19 protein-coding genes are annotated in these 17,808 nt (G+C 41.6%); 1 reads left to right on the top strand and 18 read right to left on the bottom strand.

Features of this window, described 5'->3' with window-relative positions; genetic code table 11:
• Nucleotide 1: 1 nt before the first annotated feature.
• From ACQKII_RS21490 to rnz, 5 genes are all read right to left on the bottom strand, one after another.
• A complete protein-coding gene (locus ACQKII_RS21490; protein ID WP_427462493.1) occupies nt 2–445 on the bottom strand; it encodes a MarR family winged helix-turn-helix transcriptional regulator in 444 nt (147 codons plus the stop codon).
• A gap of 94 nt (nt 446–539) precedes the next feature.
• Nucleotides 540–1,160: a sporulation-specific diadenylate cyclase CdaS gene (cdaS, locus tag ACQKII_RS21485; protein ID WP_427462492.1), complete on the bottom strand. Its 621-nt coding sequence runs from the start codon at nt 1,158–1,160 to the stop codon at nt 540–542.
• Between the two features lie 375 nt (nt 1,161–1,535).
• Nucleotides 1,536–1,766 (bottom strand): acyl-phosphate glycerol 3-phosphate acyltransferase, encoded by a 231-nt coding sequence (locus tag ACQKII_RS21480; protein ID WP_427462491.1) that lies wholly within the window; start codon nt 1,764–1,766, stop codon nt 1,536–1,538.
• 91 nt (nt 1,767–1,857) lie between these two features.
• Nucleotides 1,858–3,849, bottom strand: coding sequence for a methyl-accepting chemotaxis protein (locus ACQKII_RS21475; RefSeq protein WP_427462490.1), 1,992 nt, complete (start codon nt 3,847–3,849; stop codon nt 1,858–1,860).
• A 283-nt stretch (nt 3,850–4,132) separates the two neighbouring features.
• Nucleotides 4,133–5,065, bottom strand: coding sequence for a ribonuclease Z (gene rnz, locus ACQKII_RS21470; RefSeq protein ID WP_427462489.1), 933 nt, complete (start codon nt 5,063–5,065; stop codon nt 4,133–4,135).
• 252 nt (nt 5,066–5,317) lie between these two features.
• Between rnz and ACQKII_RS21465 the strand changes: the two genes are divergently transcribed.
• Entirely contained in the window at nt 5,318–5,488 is a 171-nt protein-coding gene (locus ACQKII_RS21465; RefSeq protein WP_427462488.1) for a hypothetical protein, read from the top strand.
• Nucleotides 5,489–5,517: 29 nt separating this feature from the next.
• On the opposite strand, the gene ACQKII_RS21460 is transcribed toward ACQKII_RS21465, so the two are convergent.
• From ACQKII_RS21460 to ACQKII_RS21400, 13 genes are all read right to left on the bottom strand, one after another.
• The gene (locus ACQKII_RS21460) at nt 5,518–6,354 is read right to left on the bottom strand and encodes a class I SAM-dependent methyltransferase (protein ID WP_427462487.1); all 837 of its coding nucleotides are present in this window, start codon (nt 6,352–6,354) and stop codon (nt 5,518–5,520) included.
• Nucleotides 6,351–7,850: a cobyric acid synthase gene (locus tag ACQKII_RS21455; protein ID WP_427462486.1), complete on the bottom strand. Its 1,500-nt coding sequence runs from the start codon at nt 7,848–7,850 to the stop codon at nt 6,351–6,353. Before ACQKII_RS21455 ends, ACQKII_RS21460 begins: the two co-directional genes overlap by 4 nt.
• Before the next feature lie 418 nt (nt 7,851–8,268).
• The gene (locus tag ACQKII_RS21450; RefSeq protein ID WP_427462485.1) at nt 8,269–8,805 is read right to left on the bottom strand and encodes a cob(I)yrinic acid a,c-diamide adenosyltransferase; all 537 of its coding nucleotides are present in this window, start codon (nt 8,803–8,805) and stop codon (nt 8,269–8,271) included.
• A gap of 14 nt (nt 8,806–8,819) precedes the next feature.
• Complete coding sequence (locus ACQKII_RS21445) at nt 8,820–9,380, bottom strand: nitroreductase family protein (protein ID WP_427462484.1); 561 nt, start codon at nt 9,378–9,380, stop codon at nt 8,820–8,822.
• Nucleotides 9,381–9,462: 82 nt separating this feature from the next.
• On the bottom strand, nt 9,463–10,230 hold the full coding sequence (gene cobA, locus ACQKII_RS21440) for a uroporphyrinogen-III C-methyltransferase (RefSeq protein WP_427462483.1): 768 nt from the start codon (nt 10,228–10,230) through the stop codon (nt 9,463–9,465).
• Nucleotides 10,230–10,865, bottom strand: coding sequence for a precorrin-2 dehydrogenase/sirohydrochlorin ferrochelatase family protein (locus ACQKII_RS21435; protein WP_427462482.1), 636 nt, complete (start codon nt 10,863–10,865; stop codon nt 10,230–10,232). Before ACQKII_RS21435 ends, cobA begins: the two co-directional genes overlap by 1 nt.
• Nucleotides 10,858–12,225 (bottom strand): cobyrinate a,c-diamide synthase, encoded by a 1,368-nt coding sequence (locus ACQKII_RS21430; RefSeq protein WP_427462481.1) that lies wholly within the window; start codon nt 12,223–12,225, stop codon nt 10,858–10,860. The genes ACQKII_RS21435 and ACQKII_RS21430 overlap by 8 nt, the downstream gene beginning before the upstream one ends.
• An 11-nt stretch (nt 12,226–12,236) precedes the next feature.
• Nucleotides 12,237–13,358 (bottom strand): cobalt-precorrin 5A hydrolase, encoded by a 1,122-nt coding sequence (locus ACQKII_RS21425; protein WP_427462480.1) that lies wholly within the window; start codon nt 13,356–13,358, stop codon nt 12,237–12,239.
• Entirely contained in the window at nt 13,351–14,136 is a 786-nt protein-coding gene (gene cobM / locus ACQKII_RS21420; protein ID WP_427462479.1) for a precorrin-4 C(11)-methyltransferase, read from the bottom strand. The genes ACQKII_RS21425 and cobM overlap by 8 nt, the downstream gene beginning before the upstream one ends.
• On the bottom strand, nt 14,136–14,843 hold the full coding sequence (gene cobI / locus ACQKII_RS21415; RefSeq protein WP_427462478.1) for a precorrin-2 C(20)-methyltransferase: 708 nt from the start codon (nt 14,841–14,843) through the stop codon (nt 14,136–14,138). The genes cobM and cobI overlap by 1 nt, the downstream gene beginning before the upstream one ends.
• Entirely contained in the window at nt 14,836–16,056 is a 1,221-nt protein-coding gene (gene cbiE / locus ACQKII_RS21410) for a precorrin-6y C5,15-methyltransferase (decarboxylating) subunit CbiE (RefSeq protein WP_427462477.1), read from the bottom strand. The genes cobI and cbiE overlap by 8 nt, the downstream gene beginning before the upstream one ends.
• Complete coding sequence (locus tag ACQKII_RS21405; protein ID WP_427462476.1) at nt 16,013–17,146, bottom strand: cobalt-precorrin-5B (C(1))-methyltransferase; 1,134 nt, start codon at nt 17,144–17,146, stop codon at nt 16,013–16,015. Before ACQKII_RS21405 ends, cbiE begins: the two co-directional genes overlap by 44 nt.
• Nucleotides 17,146–17,805, bottom strand: a complete 660-nt coding sequence (locus ACQKII_RS21400) for a precorrin-8X methylmutase (RefSeq protein WP_427462475.1) — start codon at nt 17,803–17,805, stop codon at nt 17,146–17,148. The genes ACQKII_RS21405 and ACQKII_RS21400 overlap by 1 nt, the downstream gene beginning before the upstream one ends.
• Nucleotides 17,806–17,808 lie beyond the last annotated feature (3 nt).

The raw sequence follows: 17,808 nt of genomic DNA, 5'->3' as shown, positions 1-17,808 counted from the left end.
ATCACACACGTGGTAATTTTTTTTCTCGACTGTGTTTTTCTAGTTTGGACATGAGTGAATACAATGATTTTATTTCTTCTTCTGATAATACATCTTCGAAAAATGAGGATTGAAAGTGAAGCTGACTTGGTGTCGCTGCATCAATCATCTGCTCACCTTTGACCGTTAGCGAAATCGTTTTTGTCTTCCAATTTTGCTTACGCTCAATCAGACCATCCTTTTCAAGTCGAGCAAGCATACGAGACATCCCACCTTGTGTGACCGTAACTTTCTCAGCTAACTGTGATTGCGTTAATGGTGCATATGTCTTGATTTGTATTAACACATCGAATTGGGCGGTTGTTAAATCAAAACGCTTTAAAAAGTCATTCGATAGCTGGTTACTTTGATTTGTAAAGCGCATCATACGCAACCAGGTAAGTGATCCTAGTGTGTGTTTTTGCATCACTTTGTCCTCCCCTCTTTGGACTGTACCATCACTTTACCACGCAAGTGATAAGTTCGCAAGAAAAATATCTCGAATTTGAGATATTTTCAGTCTATAGAATACCATGCGTCGTAATTGGATGTAGATTCCCTTTAAAAGCAAATGAAATTCTTCCCGTTTCCTCAGACACAACCATTATCAGCGCATCGCTCCGTTCACTTAAGCCTATTGCAGCTCGATGTCTTGTACCTAGTTTTTTTTCGCCCGTATAGATATCTGAAAGAGGCAGAACATTTGCTGCTGAAACAATTTTATTATGATTAACTAATACAGCTCCATCATGCAGTGGACTTCCTGGGAAAAAAATAGATTCTAATAACGAATGCGTTATTTCTGCTCCAATATGAATACCAGGTTTTAAGAAAGGATCAAGTGAATCTTCTCTCTGTATCACAATTAATCCACCATGCCTTCTCATCGACATATTCTGGACGCAATTTGATAGCTCTGGATATTTTTCAGTAAACGGAGACAAATAACAATTTAAATAAAATGTTGCAGCCCGCATTTCAATCGTTATAAATTTCTCTTTGATTTTCTCAAAATTTCCAAGAAGACAATTTGCTTCTGTATCCATTGCCTCTATACTTTGCTGTAACGACATGATGACTTGACTAAGTTCCTCTTTTACTGTTTGTTTCATTGGTGAAAAATCACAATTTGATTGATTCATAGAAACACACCTCTTTTCTAATATAGTGATAAATCACTTTTTTTAGTTTCTCTATCTAAATTTTTTTTATTCGCCTTGGATGCACTTCAGCAATAATTTCCTTTATTTTCAAAAAATAAAGGCGACTACCTATTCAAAATTAAACAAATAGTCGCCTATTTTTTGTCTCAAAAGATATAAGTCGTGCACCATGTTAAATATAGCCTAACGCAAAATAACTACCAAAGGAAGTTTCAATAACTTGTCTAAGGTACCTGCTGTTGCCCTGATTGTGAACAGCTTGGTATAATTTTGCAGGGAAATAGCCTCTGCCTAAAAAAGCACACGCCATTCGTAGAATATCTACCAATGGCGTGTGTTGAATTCATCTGGTAGTTACATAAGACCAGCACGAATTTTCTTGACAATACTGTATGTAGTAAAAGCAGCTGCTGGTGCAAGGACTGCAATAAAGATAAGCCATACTTTCAAGCTTTCTGTTGACTTAAGTACTTCATAGTTTGTTGTGACATAAATAATAAGCCCGCCTAATAGTACATAGCTCAGCACGTTTGGAAAAATAACAAGTAAACGTAAAACAGCTGGTGGCATTTTTTGTTGACTCATATAACCACTCCCCTTTTACTCAATTATACGTAAATCATCTATTAAACGCACTATATTTCTATATTTCACGCGCACTCTATCATCGTATAATTTAAACTTTATATTTACCTGCCGAGTGCTGTAAGTTAGTTGCGGTTGTATTTAATATTTCGATGATAGTGGTCATTTCATTCATGCTTGTAGCTTGATCTTGGGCCATTTGTGCAACGGCATCTACACTTGCGGACGTCTGTTTTGTCAAATTAGAAACATCCTCCATCGTAGCCGTTACTTGCTCTGTACTTGCGGCGATTTCTTCAGTTGCACTCGATACGATATCCACTTGATCTGCTAAAACCTGAACGTCATTGCAAATACCTTGAAAAGAATGCTGTGCCTCGTTTGCAATGGCACGGCTAGTATTTAATACATTCGCTGTTGAATGAATAGCTTTTACGATTCCAGTCGTTTCATTTTGTACATTCACTACAACTTGTGAAATACGTTCAGCAGCCTCTTTCGATTCTTCAGCTAATTTTCGGACTTCTTCCGCTACAACGGCGAAACCTTTCCCTGATTCACCAGCTCGTGCTGCTTCAATAGACGCATTCAATGCGAGTAAATTTGTTTGATCGGAAATGCCTGTAATAACATTTGTAAATTCGCCTATCTTTTCTGATAGTTTTTCTAAATTCTCTGTACGTGAAACTGATATATTTGTTTTTTCATATACCTCTACTAATTGTTTTAGTAAACGATTCATCGTTTGAAGACCATCATTCGAATTTTCCTCTGTATTACGAGAAATCGAAGAAATTTCTGCAATTGATTGTGAAATATGTTGAATACCTCTTGCCAATTCTTCCATGGAATGAGCACTATCTTCAGTATTTTTTTGTTGGGCAAATGAAGCTTGAGCAACCTGTCTTGATTCTTTTTGAATAACTTCGGATGAATCAAATGTATGATGGGCATTCTCATATATACTGTAGGTGGCTTCTTTAATTTGCAAAGCCTCCTGTTTCAAGCCACACATAATTTGCTGGAAGTTTTCCATCATTCCATTAAAAGATTTCACCAATTGACCAATCTCATCTTTTGACGTTACATTAATTCGCTTCGTCAAATCAGCCTCTCCTCTGCTAATCTCCTCTAATGAATTACGTACACTTAAAATACGTGAAACTTGTCTAGAAATTGTTAGACTCGTTGTAAAGAAAATCACACAGACTACAATTACAGCAGCAATAATTGTACCTATTAAAATATTTGAGAGAATTGCGTTTGAAACAACAATCGCCAAATATGTACCATTTGATAGTGGCTTCACATATTGTGTCACGCGTATTCCTTCATATCTTCCAGAAAACTCAGGTGCATTCGTGCTAAATTTCTCCTTTGTAAACCCAATATCCGCTAAATCTTTGTCCGCTGTTGCAACCATGGAATTTCCTGCGTCATTTACAACCGCGGCAAATAGCACAGTTGAAGACAAATATTTGTTTAGTTCCTTTATATAATATTCACTACCAATACTTGCTTCTAAATCTAATAGCTGTAGTCCATGTCGAGCTACTTGTACAATCTTCGGTGTAGCTGGATTCCAGCTACTAACACCAACAAACTTAAAAAACTTATCATCTATATCTCGATTTTGTGCTTTTTGGACAATTTCTGTGGCACGTCCATCTAATAGCTGCATATATTCTGCCGCTTGTCCGTTAGGATCCGAGCCAAAGTTAAAGTCAATTGATGGTGCTACTGATGTGACGGTCGTATTCCCCTGATCATCGGTACTCCAAATTTCATCAATACCACCGCGTTCAGCAATAGCCTTTAAGTCTTCATATGTAGCACCTTTGTCAATAATGTACGAAGCCATCACTGATTCGGCAATCATTTCTTTTTCCATAATTTCTTCTGCTTTTGCCCTCGCTTGAATAGCCCCTTCCATTCCCATAACAATCGAGTTGGCAAGAGCTTCGCCATTATTCTTTACACTTTTATTAGTTGCTTGAAAAATATAAATAGAAAATGCGCCAATTACTATCACCACCATGCCCATAATTACCAACATCATTTTCCATTTCATAGATTTCTCCATTGCCTATCCCCCCGAATACGGTTTTTTCATTTCATCATACAATATAAATCCATTTTGTATAGATAATCCCCATAAAATCGCTATAAAATTACAATTCCAAGGTCAATTTAGCACGTTTTTGTTAGAAATTAGCCTTCATTTAATGAATTACACTATTATATTTTTCTTATATTTAGCACTTTAGTCCCTGTTGAAGTGATGAAAAAACACCTTTTCTAATGAATTATCATCAAAAAAGGTGCCTTTTCTATATGGCTTGATTCAATACTTCTATACAATTATTTTAAAATAATTTATTACTATTCCAAGTGAACACTGCTTGATCATACGTTAGGAATGTATGTGGGAAAATTTCTTGAGCTTGCGCTAGGAAAATTGGCAGATCATGTGGCAAAAATCGGGCACTTAAATGATTGAGGAGTAAATATTTTGCATCTGCTCGACTTGCAACCCTAGCGGCTTCCACATTTGTGGAATGTCCATAGTTTGCAGCCAATTGCGTTGTATCGCCATCGAACGTCGCTTCATGAATCACAATATCTGCCTGCTCTGCAAGCGTTATCGCCTCTTCACAGAATTTTGTATCGCCTAAAATAGTAAGCGTGAAGCCTTTTTTCGGAGGTGTTACAACATCAGTAGCTTTGATAATTGTGCCATTTTCAAGTTCAACATTGCTCCCTCTCTTTAACTGGCCGAGCAGTGGACCCTTTGGCACGCCGAAAGCTTGGACTTTCTCCATGAGCAATTCTCCCGGTAATTCCTTTTGCTCAATTCGGTAACCAAAACATGGTATAACATGACGTAATTCACTTGCTCGTACAGTAAATTGTACATCTTCGTAAATAACGCCTTCTTGTACTTCTACAAACTGCAGTGGATACGTTAAATGGGTTTTCGACAATGCCAATGTTTGCTCAACCCATTGCTGTAATCCTACTGGTCCAAAAATTGTTAATGGCTCATCTCCTCCTTGAAAGGAACGAGAGCTAAGAAATCCTGGCAGACCAAAAATATGATCGCCATGCAAATGTGTGATAAATATTTTCGTTACTTTACGTGGTTTTAAGGAAGTTTGCAATATTTGGTGTTGTGTCGCTTCGCCACAATCAAAAAGCCACATTTCACCAATTTCATCTAGAAGCTTTACCATTAGAGCACTCGTATTACGCTCTTTTGAAGGCATGCCTGCGCCTGTCCCTAAAAAATGTAGTTGCACATATGCCACCTCAATTCTTTTTCTGTCGTTCTATTGTACCCTATTGCTGAAAATAAGAAAAACCTTTGGTGGCAAGCTTTCTCCAAAGGTTTTTTCTTTATCCCGCATTAACGGTCAGTAATTTATCTGTTCCGAAAGCGAAGCGTCAGGTACAAGACGCCCACCTCAAGTTGAAAGATGACAACGAGTCAACTAGGTGGCGATCAACTGACCGTAAAAGCCCGATTGGTTCGGGGCAACAGGATGTTTTATGTGCGAAAGCGAAGCGGCGGCGGCAGATGTTTTATGTGCGAAAGCGAAGCGGCAGCGACAGATGTTTTTTGTGCGAAAGCGAAGCGTCAGCAACAGGATGTTGGTCACACAAGCTTTTTCACAGGATATGAAGGTTTTAGCTTGTGTTCCTCTATTTATCGTGGGGGATGAAGATAACCCCCACGGATTGAAGTTTCACTTTATTTCGGTTCCCAAGACACAAGTGCAGCATGGAAATCATGACGGTAATAAAAACGTCCATCCTTTTCTTCTATAAACGGTGCGAGCGACTCTTCAATATGAGCTCTACTAAAATCCGAATTCAGTATTTTTTTACTCTGTGTCGTAACAAGTTGCTCATACGTTTCGTATTCATATACACGTTTCAACGGAAGTATTTTGCATTCTGCATAAATGTCCATCTCATACAGCAAATTTAAAAATTCAATATAATCTCTTCGTGGAAACTTGATATCATAGCCATACTTTGCATGCAATATTTCATAATGCGGTTGGATCGGGCCTGTCGTCATCCCGATAATCGCACGTTTTTTAGCAAGACGATTCATATGGTAAAGGGCCGATTTGATTTCATACATGCGGTAAAAACAATTGACACCAATGACAATATCATGCGCTTTCAAGTCATTTTCACCAAGCGCTTCCCATTTTGCGTAAACATAAGAAACATGTTCCTGATCTTGTAAGCAACTTTGTAAATACGTCAGTATACTTTCTGAGCTATCGACACATGTCAGCTCGTGAACATGATCAGCAAGTGGAAATGTATAATTACCCCAGCCAGGTCCGATTTCAAGGACTGAATGTTCTGGCTGAATAGTTCCTTTAATTTCTTCAAAAATACACGCAGCATAAGGATCCGTTTGTCCAGCATTTTTACGGGCAATCGACTGCGCCCAAAATTGCTCCTCTAATTGATCATTGACCATTCTTTCAGGCATATGCCCATGCCAGTCCTTCATACCTTCCTGCCATAATGCCTCGTAATTAATGGCTAACGGTCCCTTTCTTGTCATACAGGTACCTCTAATTTCATGATTTCGTATATTTTTTTTATATCGAGATTAGCACGCACATGCTTTGCCAGCATATTGTAAGCGTCCTCTCTACGTTCTGCGTCACTCTTTACATCACTTGGTAATGCAGCGAGCCCTTTTTTCATGCGAATGTCATTGACAAGTTGTCGTGTAAAGGAGCGATTATGGAATAAACCGTGGAAATATGTGCCGATTACTTGTTCATCAGCACTTACTGCCCCGTCCTCTCGCCCATCTGTAAGTTGTAAAAATGGTGCTACTTCATCACGCAAAATCTTTGTACGTCCAAGATGAATTTCATAGCCTGTAAGCGTATCCTGTCCTCTTGTTCCTGTCATTTGAACCGTTTTTTTATCGCCAACAAAAACGGTTTCCATAGGTAATAGCCCTAGACCTTCGGCTGAGTCGCCATTGCCTTCTACTGCATCAGGGTCTAGTAACGTTTCGCCAAGCATTTGGAAGCCACCACAAATGCCAATAATTTTTGTGCCCCGTTCGCGTAAATTAGCGATCGCTTGATCAAAGCCCTGTGCCTTTAACCATGCTAAATCATCTATTGTACTTTTTGTTCCAGGTAGTATAAGTAAGTCGGGCGTACCAAGCTCATTGACATTGCCAATTAAACGTACACCAACCTCCGGCTCATCGAAAAATGGATCAACATCCGTAAAGTTCGAGATGCGCGGCAAGCGTATCATTGCCACATCCACTGCAAACTCCCCTGCTTTTGGCTTTTTAAAGCGCAATGAAGATAGTGCAAGCGAATCCTCAGCCTCAATATTGACTTCTACATACGGCACAACACCAAGTACAGGAATGCCCGTTTCACGCTCTACCCAGTCAATGCCATCATCAAGTAATTCACGCATCCCTCTGAATTTATTAATGATCAGCCCTTTGACACGTGCACGTTCTGCATCGTCTAGCAAGGCAAGCGTGCCAACAATCGACGCAAACACGCCGCCTCTATCGATATCAGCAACTAGAACAACCGCTGCATCTGCTAAATGAGCCATGCGCATATTCGCGATATCACGGTCCTTTAAATTGATTTCTGCTGGACTTCCCGCTCCTTCAAGCACAATGACGTCATATGTATTCTGTAAAGTCCGTACAGACTTTTCAACGATTGGCATTGCTTCCTGTACGAAATTATTGCGATAACTTTTGGCGTCCATGTTCAAAAAATGTTTGCCATGTACTATGACTTCAGAAATCATGTCTTGCTTTGGCTTAAGCAAAATAGGATTCATATCTGTCGTCGCGACAACACGTGCTGCCTCCGCTTGTACACCTTGTGCACGACCAATTTCTCCGCCATCCTGTGTGACAAATGAATTAAGCGCCATATTCTGCGATTTAAACGGTACTACCTTTAGTCCATCGTCCGAAAATATACGACACAGTGCTGTACAAATCATACTTTTCCCAACATCAGAAGACGTTCCTTGAATCATGATAGATTTTGCTGGCATAGTCTTTTTTCCTCCGTTTTTATAGTTGAAGCGAGGGGGTTCTGTTCCGTTCCGCGGGTATTCTCATCCTTTCCGCGGGTTTCCTACTGAAACGCGGGTATTCTGCACAGTTCCGCGGGTTTTTCCTACTGAAACGCGGGTATTCTGCACAGTTCCGCGGGTTTTTCCTACTGAAACGCGGGTATTCTGCACAGTTCCGCGGGTTTCCTACTGAAACGCGGGTATTCTGCACAGTTCCGCGGGTTTTTCCTACTGAAATGCGGGTATTCTGCACAGTTCCGCGGGTTTCCTATTGAAACGCGGGTATTCTGCACAGTTCCGCGGGTTTTTCCTACTGAAACGCGGGTATTCTGCACAGTTCCGCAGGTTTTCTCATCCTTCCCGCAGATTACGCAGCGGGAATTCAACTTTTTACTGCTTAGAATTCTAGTCCTTTAACAGCCGGAATTCCCTCATCATAATAATGCTTTGTCGCATCAATTGTTGATACTAAATCCGCCATTGCCATCAGCGCTGGATTTGCACTACGCCCTGTTACCACAAGGTGCATCGTTGTAGGACGCTGTTGAATGGCTTCAATCACTTCAGCTAATGGAAGCACATCATCAATTGGAAACTTTGTGATTGCTAAAGCATTATTTAACTCGTCTAGTACAAGTAAATCAATGCTGTCATCTTGCAAAGCTACCTTTGTTTTTTTCCAAGCTTTTGCAAGGGCTGCGCGATGCTCCTCTGGCGTTTTTGTCCAAGTGAAGCCTATGCCCATTTGCTCCATTTCTACACCGAGCTTTCGCAGGGCGATTTGCTCGCCATACGTACGTTCTGGTGATTTAATGTATTGCATATATCTCACATTTAAACCACGACCTACTGCACGTAAGGTTACACCTAGTGAAGCAGTCGTTTTTCCCTTACCCTCACCAGTGTATACTAATAACAAGCCTTTTCTAGCCATTCTTCATGCCTCCCTTAAAGCCACGTTGTTTTTTCTTCAAATGGCGTACGCTTCTTGTCTTTTAGCTCCTGCTCTTCTGGATAGCCAAGGAAAATTGTACCGACTACCTTTTGACCTTCATTCGCACCGATAAATGTATGCATACGTGCATCATGGACAAGCCCAACACCTCGCGTACGCCATACAAAACCTAGCCCTTGTTCTTCAGCTACTAACCACATAGACATAATAGCACTGCAAACTGCAAAGACATTGTCTGCTGTTGCATCGGCATCATCTTCTACAATATCTGCTGTCACCACAATGGCAACAGGCGTTGTTTGTACCACTTTTAAAGAACTTTCCACTAGATTTGGCTTTGTTGGAAAACGTTCTTGCAAATAAGCACTAGCCATTTCTTCATAACGCTTCATGGCTTCGTCTTGCATCACATAAAAATGCCAAGGCTCACGCATACGGTCATTAGGCGCAAAAGTAGCTGCCTGCAAAATTTGTGCAATTTTCTCTTGTTCAACAGGCTGTGTTGTGTAATTTCGAATTGCTCGTCGATTTCTTAACGCTTCAATGACTGTCATGATTGTTCCTCCTTCTTTTCCATTCGCTCCGGCGCCATACCGTTCTTCATATACCATCTTGCTGCAAGTGACTTGTGCTGCATCATGTTATAGTGAGACCTTGCTCTTTAAACCATTGAATTCTGTCGCGAACATTGACAACATCTCCTACAACTATCATAGAAGGATTATGATAGCCTTCACGTTCAATTATTGCAGCGATATCGTCAAGTTGGCCTGTAATTGTGCGCTGTTTATCGGTTGTTCCCCACTCAATCACTGCCACTGGCGTAGTTGCTTTACGCCCATTCTCTATTAATTTTTTTGAGATGTAGGAGATATTGCCAACACTCATATAAAAAGCAACTGTATCGATTCCTGTTGCCAGTGCCGGCCAGTTTAAAAAATCTTGCCCTTTTTCCTCACGTCCATGTCCTGTGACAAGTGCAAAGCTTGTGGCAAAATCGCGGTGTGTGACAGGGATTCCTGCGTAAGCTGGTGCTGCAATACCCGCCGTAATACCTGGCACGATTTCATAAGCAATGCCATGATTTTTTAAGATTTCGGCTTCCTCTGCACCACGACCAAAAACGAACGGATCGCCACCTTTTAACCGTGTGACAACTTTGCCTTCTTGTGCCCTTTCGACAAGTAGCGCATTGATTTCATCTTGAATAAGGTGATGTCTACCAGGCAATTTACCACAGTACACAAGTTCAGCATCTTGCTTTGCTGATTCTAACAATTTCGGGTTCACAAGACGATCGTATGCAATGACATCAGCTTTTTGGATACATTCAAGTCCATACACCGTAATGAGCTTTGGATCTCCCGGACCAGCTCCTACTAAATACACTATTCCGTCCTTCATCACGATTCTCCCGTCAATAAGTGTTGTAAAAAAGCTTCCCGTCTATCAATCTCTCCACTACGTGTCCACTCTAGTAAACTTGGTTCAAGCAATGCTTGTAGCGCTGCACGTCGTTTATCGCCCTTTTCAAACTTAGTAGCAACCATTAAACGTGCCTGCTGTAAAAAACATACATAGTCTTCATAGACTGCATCAAATTGCTCAGCTAAATCTTCCTTAATTTTACGTGCTAAAGCTGGACTGGCACCTGATGTTGAAACGGTCAAAACAAGAGGACCACGGCGAACAGTAGCGGGTGTAATAAAATCACTCTCACCTTGTGCATCTGCCCGATTTAATAGTTGCCAATGCTGGGCCGATTCCTGTACCGCTTCATTCACTGTCGTATTATTTGTGGCCGCAATGATCAGCGATGCATCATCTAGATCACGTGGCTCAAATGCCTTTTCACGCCATGTAATTTGCCCAGTTTCTACAAGGGGTTGTAGTGTTTCGTGCAATGTTGGACTCACAATAACTATATGTGCTTTAGCTGGTAAGAGGGATGCCACCTTTTGCGATGCGACATGTCCTCCACCAACAATCACTACAGTTTTATATTCGATATTTAAATGAATTGGAAAATAATTAGTCAAAATTTTTCACCCTCTTACAAGCTGCCAACCAGTTATCGACAAGCTTTGGATTGGATACAAAATGAAAATGCGTATAGCCAGCAACTAAATTGCCCGCCTGATAACCCTCTTGTTTTTTGCCAAAGCGTCCTTTTGTTTCGTAGGCTGGCGTTTCATGTACACCACTATACTTTGAATAGTGGAATTCATGTCCCTTCGCCGCTTCATCCACACCGATTAAAAAGTTTGCTTTCGTGCCGGAAATTTCACGGTAGCCAAGTGCTGCAAGCTTTGTTTGCATCGCTATCTCACCTGGAATAACACCAAGCATGTCAAAGCGTTGCCCATCACTATTCGTTATGGCTTCAGTCAAATACATAAAACCACCGCATTCAGCTAAGGTTGGTAACCCCTTGTTAATGGCCTCACAGATTGATTTCTTTGACACTATGTTGCCAGCAAGTGTATCGGCAAATTCCTCTGGGAAGCCCCCACCAATATATAGACCGTCTGCGTCCATCGGCACAGGTTCATTGGCCAAAGGTGAGAAGAATTGCAACGTAGCCCCTTTTGCTCGAAGGAGGGCCAGATTTTCTTCGTAATAGAAGTTGAATGCAGCATCCTTTGCCACAGCAATATGAATATGCTGATCTTCCTGCTGGTCAAATAAATCACCGGTTTCCTCAAGAACTGGTGCCTTTGTTAAATCTAGCAATTTCTCTAAATCTATCGTTTCTGTCATTAAAGCCCCTAGTTTGTCAAAAAACGAATCAAGCTCACCACGTTCTATAGCAGGAATTAACCCTAAATGTCGACTGGGCATATCAATTCCTGCTTCACGTTTTAAATAACCAATGACAGGAATACCACACTCCTGTTCAATCGCTGCTTTGGCAATCTCATAGTGACCGATACTTCCTACTTGATTGGCAATGACGCCAACAATTTGCGGTTTGTCAGATAGCATTTGGAAGCCCTTTACCACCGCTGCCACACTTCGTGCCATACTTGCGCAATTGACGATTAAAATAACAGGGCTTTCTGTAATGACACTAACATCAGCAGCAGATCCCGCATCAGATAAGGGGCTTTTACCATCATAGAAACCCATAACACCCTCGATAATCGAAACATCTGCATCCATACTTGCACGTGCGACAATATCACGCACAGCATCATGCGAAAACATCCAACTATCGATATTACGAGACACACGGCCAGTCACAGCTGTATGGTAGCTAGGGTCTATATAATCAGGACCGCATTTAAAGCCTTGTACGACTTTACCTTGTTCCTGCAACGCTTTCATCAGACCAATGGTAAACGTCGTCTTTCCAACACCACTACCAGTTCCTGCAAGTACAAAACGATTTGTTTGCATAGGCTACCTCCTTAAAATGTTAATGTTGCTACAGAAATCGTCGCATTCCCTGATTTTTTCTTTGGCAGCACAAGCGACTCCACTTGTGCATAGCGCATAGCAGCCGGCTCACTAACACCATATGCGCCAGTATATTTATAGACCGTGTCAGACGATGACGGGAAATCAATTTCATTTAACTCTGCTGGTGTATATGTGATGAACGCCCAATCATATTTCTTTGTGACAGCAAGGAAGCACTGCTCGTCTTTTTTCAAATCAATCGTACACAGCGCTTTGACACTTTTTTTCGATAATTTTAATTCAGCAAGTGTCTCATCAATGACTTGTTCAATTTCTTCAAGTGACGTACCACGATTACAGCCCATCCCAAGCACAACCGATTTCGGACGATAGATCACACCATTCTCAAGAAGTACTTCTTCCGCTGGCTCAATGATACGGTCCGTAATCAATAATGTTGCATGGGGTTTCGCCTCCATCGCAGCTTGCGTCGATGGATATAGTTTGATTTGCTCCGGCATCGGTGTCTCACGCATCCACCAATCACGTTCACCCGTTTCTTGCACAATCGCAACATGTTCCTCGTTGACAACAGAGGCACTTACAGGCGTAAGCTTGTCTGCACTATCCCATACCCAACCAAAGCGGGCGCCAAATAAATCAACTGGAATTGTTTTTTGTACATCCGAAGCCGTTGTTATTATTGGGTTTGCACCAAGCGCAGCAGCGACTTCATGTGTAAGCTCATTGGCACCACCTAAATGACCTGATAGTACACTTATCACATTTTCCCCACGGTCATCAATGACCACCACACCAGGGTCTGTCTTCTTATCCTGTAAAATTGGCGCAATCATACGCACAACCGCACCGAGTGAAATGATTAAAATTAAGCCTTTATATTGCTTAAATAATGTGGGCAATAACAGGCGCACTGTGCCAGTAAAAAGCTGAATATGTTTTTCCGCTTCGTCGCCCTGCTCAAATTTACTCATATAATATAAATCACTCGCCGCAAATGTTTGTTGCAGTCTACGTCCAATTTGTACGCCATGCTTTGTAATGGCTACAACTGCATAAGCATTACGTTGATCAACTTCTGGCAAAACGCCCTCTTGCAATTCAATCACTTGTCTTCACACCTTTTCGGAAACCATGCGTAAAGGTCGCATCATATAATTTCGAACGGTATTCATCTTTATCATGAATGTTCGGATCTAATGCCCAGCCTGCTAAAATCATCGCATGTTTACGAATGCCATTGACACGCATTGCTTCATCTAATTCAACTAATGTCGTGCGCACAATTTTTTGATCTGGCCAAGAAGCACGTTGAATCACTGCCACCGGTGTATCATCAGCCCATCCTGCATTTTGCAATTCTTTGACGATTTTCTTTGTTAATGTGGCACTTAAGAATAGCGCAATCGTACAATGATGGCTCGCTAAATCACGTAACTTTTCAAACTCCGGTACAGGTGTACGCCCTTCAGCACGTGTTAAAATAAGCGTTTGCGTTAAATCAGGGATTGTCAGTTCTGCTCCGATTGCCGCCGCAGCTGCAAATACTGAGCTAACACCAGGAATAACCTCATAGCCAATGCCTTCTTTTTTCAATAGTGCAACTTGTTCCATGATTGCACCATACATAGCAGGGTCGCCTGTGTGCATACGTGCTACTACTTTGCCCGCATTGACACGATCTACCATCACCGCAACCATTTCCTCTAAGTGCATACCCGCTGTACGAATAACCTCTGCATCAGGTTTTGCTTTGGCAATGAGATCTTCATTTACCAAAGAATCTGTATACATAACAACGTCTGCTGTTTGTAACATATGTAAACCCTTCACCGTAATTAAATCTGGATCCCCAGGGCCAGCACCGACAATATATATTTTCTTCATTATTTACGCACCACCATTAACGTTAAATATTCTAAATCGACACCATCTAATTCTTGAACATCCCAAATAATTTCCTCGTCTGACGTTACCTTTGTCACAACCGATGCCTTATCCAGTAAATCTAAATCGCGCAGTACTTCCAGCATTAAGTCAATAACTTTTGCAACTTTAATGAAAACAACCGCATCATGACTTTCAATTGCTTCTCGCATAGCATCATAATCGTCATGAGCAGGAATAATTGCTACACGATCATCGCCGTCCGCAAGCGCAATACCTAGTCGCGAAGCTGAGCCATTGAATGATGAAATACCAGGCACTGTACGAATTTCTACTTCTGGATGCATATCCTGCATAAGCTTCATCATATGGATGAACGTACTATATAATAGTGGGTCCCCTTCCGTCACGAACGCTACGTCCTTACCCTCTTGCAGTTTGCCATATACAAGCTCCACGGATTTTGTCCATTCACGTTCTAACACAGCCTCATCCTTTGTCATAGGGAACACGAGACCGAGCATATCTTTCTCTTCTGGGTTTATATACACATCTACGATACGATGCGCATAACTTTTACTGCCCTTCAATTTTTTCGGATACGCAATAACTGGCGACTCCTGAATGACACGGAATGCCTTAACTGTAATTAACTCTGGATCGCCAGGGCCTACGCCTAAGCCATATAAAATACCAAGATTACTCATGATTCTCTTCCTTTCGATGTGCCGAAATAATAAAAATCGGATTTAATGGGACAAAACGGGTCATATCTAGAATCGGTTTACTACGTGCAAGCTGCGCCTGCAAAATATCGACAGCAAAGCCACATGCTTTAAACGCTTCAACCGCCTTATATAAATTTTCTATTGTTGCTGCATTTAAGACAATGCGTCCATTCGGTTTCAATCGTGTACAGCACAACTGTAATAGCTCCACCATTTCTCCACCTGTACCACCGATAAAAATCGCATCTGGATCAGGGAAATTTTCAAGTCCTGTCGGTGCTTTACTATGAATCGCGGTTATATCCACACGGAATTTCTGCTGATTTTGCATGCAGTTTTCTAAATCAGGTGCATTTTTTTCCACCGCGAATATTTGCCCTTCTGGTGATAGTTTGCCAGCCTCAATAGCCATTGATCCTGTACAAGTGCCTACATCCCAAATGATGCTATCCTTTTGTAACTGCATTGCCTGTAGACTTAACACACGAATTTCCTTCTTGGTAATAAGCCCTTTATCTGGCTTACGCTGTGAAAATTCTTCATCATCAATGCCTAGTGGATAGCGTTTTGGTGCGGATGTTTGCTGTAAAATAACTACATTCAGTGGTGAAAATATAGCCGTTTGTAATTCATCTAGGGAATACCAACCATATTTTTCATCATTGCCTTGTAAATTTTCTGCAACAAATGCGCGATATTCCGTCATCCCAAAATGCTTTAGATATTGTGCCAGTGCATTTGGATTATTTTCAACGTCTGTAAGAAGCGCTATTTTCTCTTTACCGTCAATGCGCTGTGCTAAGCCCTTCATTGGTCGCCCATGAATACTTGTTACATAGGCATCTTGCCAGCTCTCACCCATTTTCGAAAATGCTAGCTGCACAGAGCTCATATATGGATAAACCTCGATGTCTAGCTTTTTCGCTAAATAACCACCGATGCCATAAAATAATGGATCACCCGTCGCTAAAATAACGGTTTTTCGTGTTTCGGTCGATAACCTTTCAACAAGTGCTGAAAGACCACCCTTAATGACAACTTTTTCGCCTGTAAAGCTCGGAAAAAAATCAAGAACACGCTCACCACCAACAAGAACCTCACAGTCTTCAATCCACTGTACATACTGTGGCAATAAGCTTTCCTGTCCGTTATCCCCTATCCCAATTAATTTCATCGATCGATGCAATATCATCAGCCCTTCCTAATAATTGTCCCTGCATCGAGTATATCGATGTGGAGAGCGTCAAACCGCCCCTTGTGTGGTGCAATGAAGAATAACAGCATGCCTCACATAAATGATCAAAAAAGGCCTGATAGCCCTTGTCCGCCATGATTTCACCGACTTGTGAAGCCGTATTGGCCTCTCTAACTTCGGACACTGTGTCTTCATCTGCACCAATATCCACTGCCAATTGAGCCAAAAAATTAAAATCAATAGCTGCACTTTTTGAATGCACCATCATGACACCCTGAGCAACCTTTGAAAATTTCCCCATCATACCAACGAGCGATACTTGCTTTATGCCGAGCCGTTTACAATGTTTCAATGTAAAGCCGACAAAATCGCCCATCTCAATAAATGCTTCCTCTGACAATTCAGGGTACTGTGCCATGGCAAACTTTTCACTGCGTCCACCGGTTGTTACCACTAAATGGTCACAACCGGCGGCCTTTGCCACACTAATGGCTTGGACAATACTCGCCATATAGGCGGAACTCGAAAAAGGCACGACGGTTCCCCTTGTGCCTAAAATGGAAATGCCCCCGATAATGCCTAACCTTCCATTTAATGTTTTTTTAGCAATTTCCTCACCCTCCGGTACGGAAATTACGACCTTCACACCACGTTCAATTTGAAAGTCGTCAAGCACGCTTTGTACAGTACTATGTATCATTTTGCGTGGTACAGGATTAATAGCAGCTTCCCCGACTGCAACTGGTAAGCCGGGCTTCGTTACTCGCCCGACTCCAATTCCTCCGTCTAAATGTATGCCTGGTGTATCGGCCCAGCTTACTGTGCCGATAATGAGCGCCTTATGTGTTGCATCTGGATCATCACCAGCATCCTTTATCGTTTCACAGCTTACTGCGTTGCTATCAAATGTACATTTTTCAATTGTAAACGTTGCATCACGCCCGATTGGCAAATGAATGGTAGTCGTTTCCTGTTCTTCATTTGTAATCAGTGCTAGTAATGCAGCTTTTGTTACAGCAGTTGCACAGGCTCCCGTTGTATAACCGTGACGCATGTCCTTGGGATCCTTTTTTGGCTTCCGCTCCATTATTTTTTCGCCTGTTCGTCCGCTAGAATAGAAATGGCATTCAATGCGGCAACCGTCACTGTACTACCGCCTTTACGGCCAACATTCGTAATATATGGAATACCTTCTATCTTTAATAGCTCCTCTTTCGACTCAGCCGCTGATACGAAGCCAACTGGCATACCGATAATCAAATCCGGCTTAGCTAAACCTTCTTTAATCAAGCGAATCAACTCAAGTAATGCTGTCGGTGCATTGCCGATTGCATAAATCCCACCTTCGTGTAATGTTGTAGCCTTTTGCATCGAAATAATGGCACGCGTTGTATTTTGTTTTTTTGCTTCAATGGAAACATCTTCATCTGCGATATAGCAGTGTAAATCCCCGCCATGTTTTTGGAAACGTTTCTTCCCTGAGCCACTTTCAATCATTTGTACGTCAGCAATTACGTGACGACCTGCAAGGATAGACTTAACCCCAGCTTCTAACGCTCCTGGTGTAATGATGACACTACGACCTAACTCAAAGTCAGCAGATGCATGAATAATACGACGAACAACTTTCCACTCGTCTTCTGTGAAGTTATGTTCACCCATTTCCTCTGCAATAATTGCGAAACTGTAATCATAAATCTTATCTGGGTCTACTGTTAATGGTTTGAAATCTGTTTTAAAATCCATTTG

It is taken from the genome of Lysinibacillus sp. NPDC048646 (assembly GCF_050272295.1).
In the GTDB taxonomy this organism is placed as follows: domain Bacteria; phylum Bacillota; class Bacilli; order Bacillales_A; family Planococcaceae; genus Lysinibacillus.
This window is presented reverse-complemented; position numbering and strand designations above follow the sequence as displayed.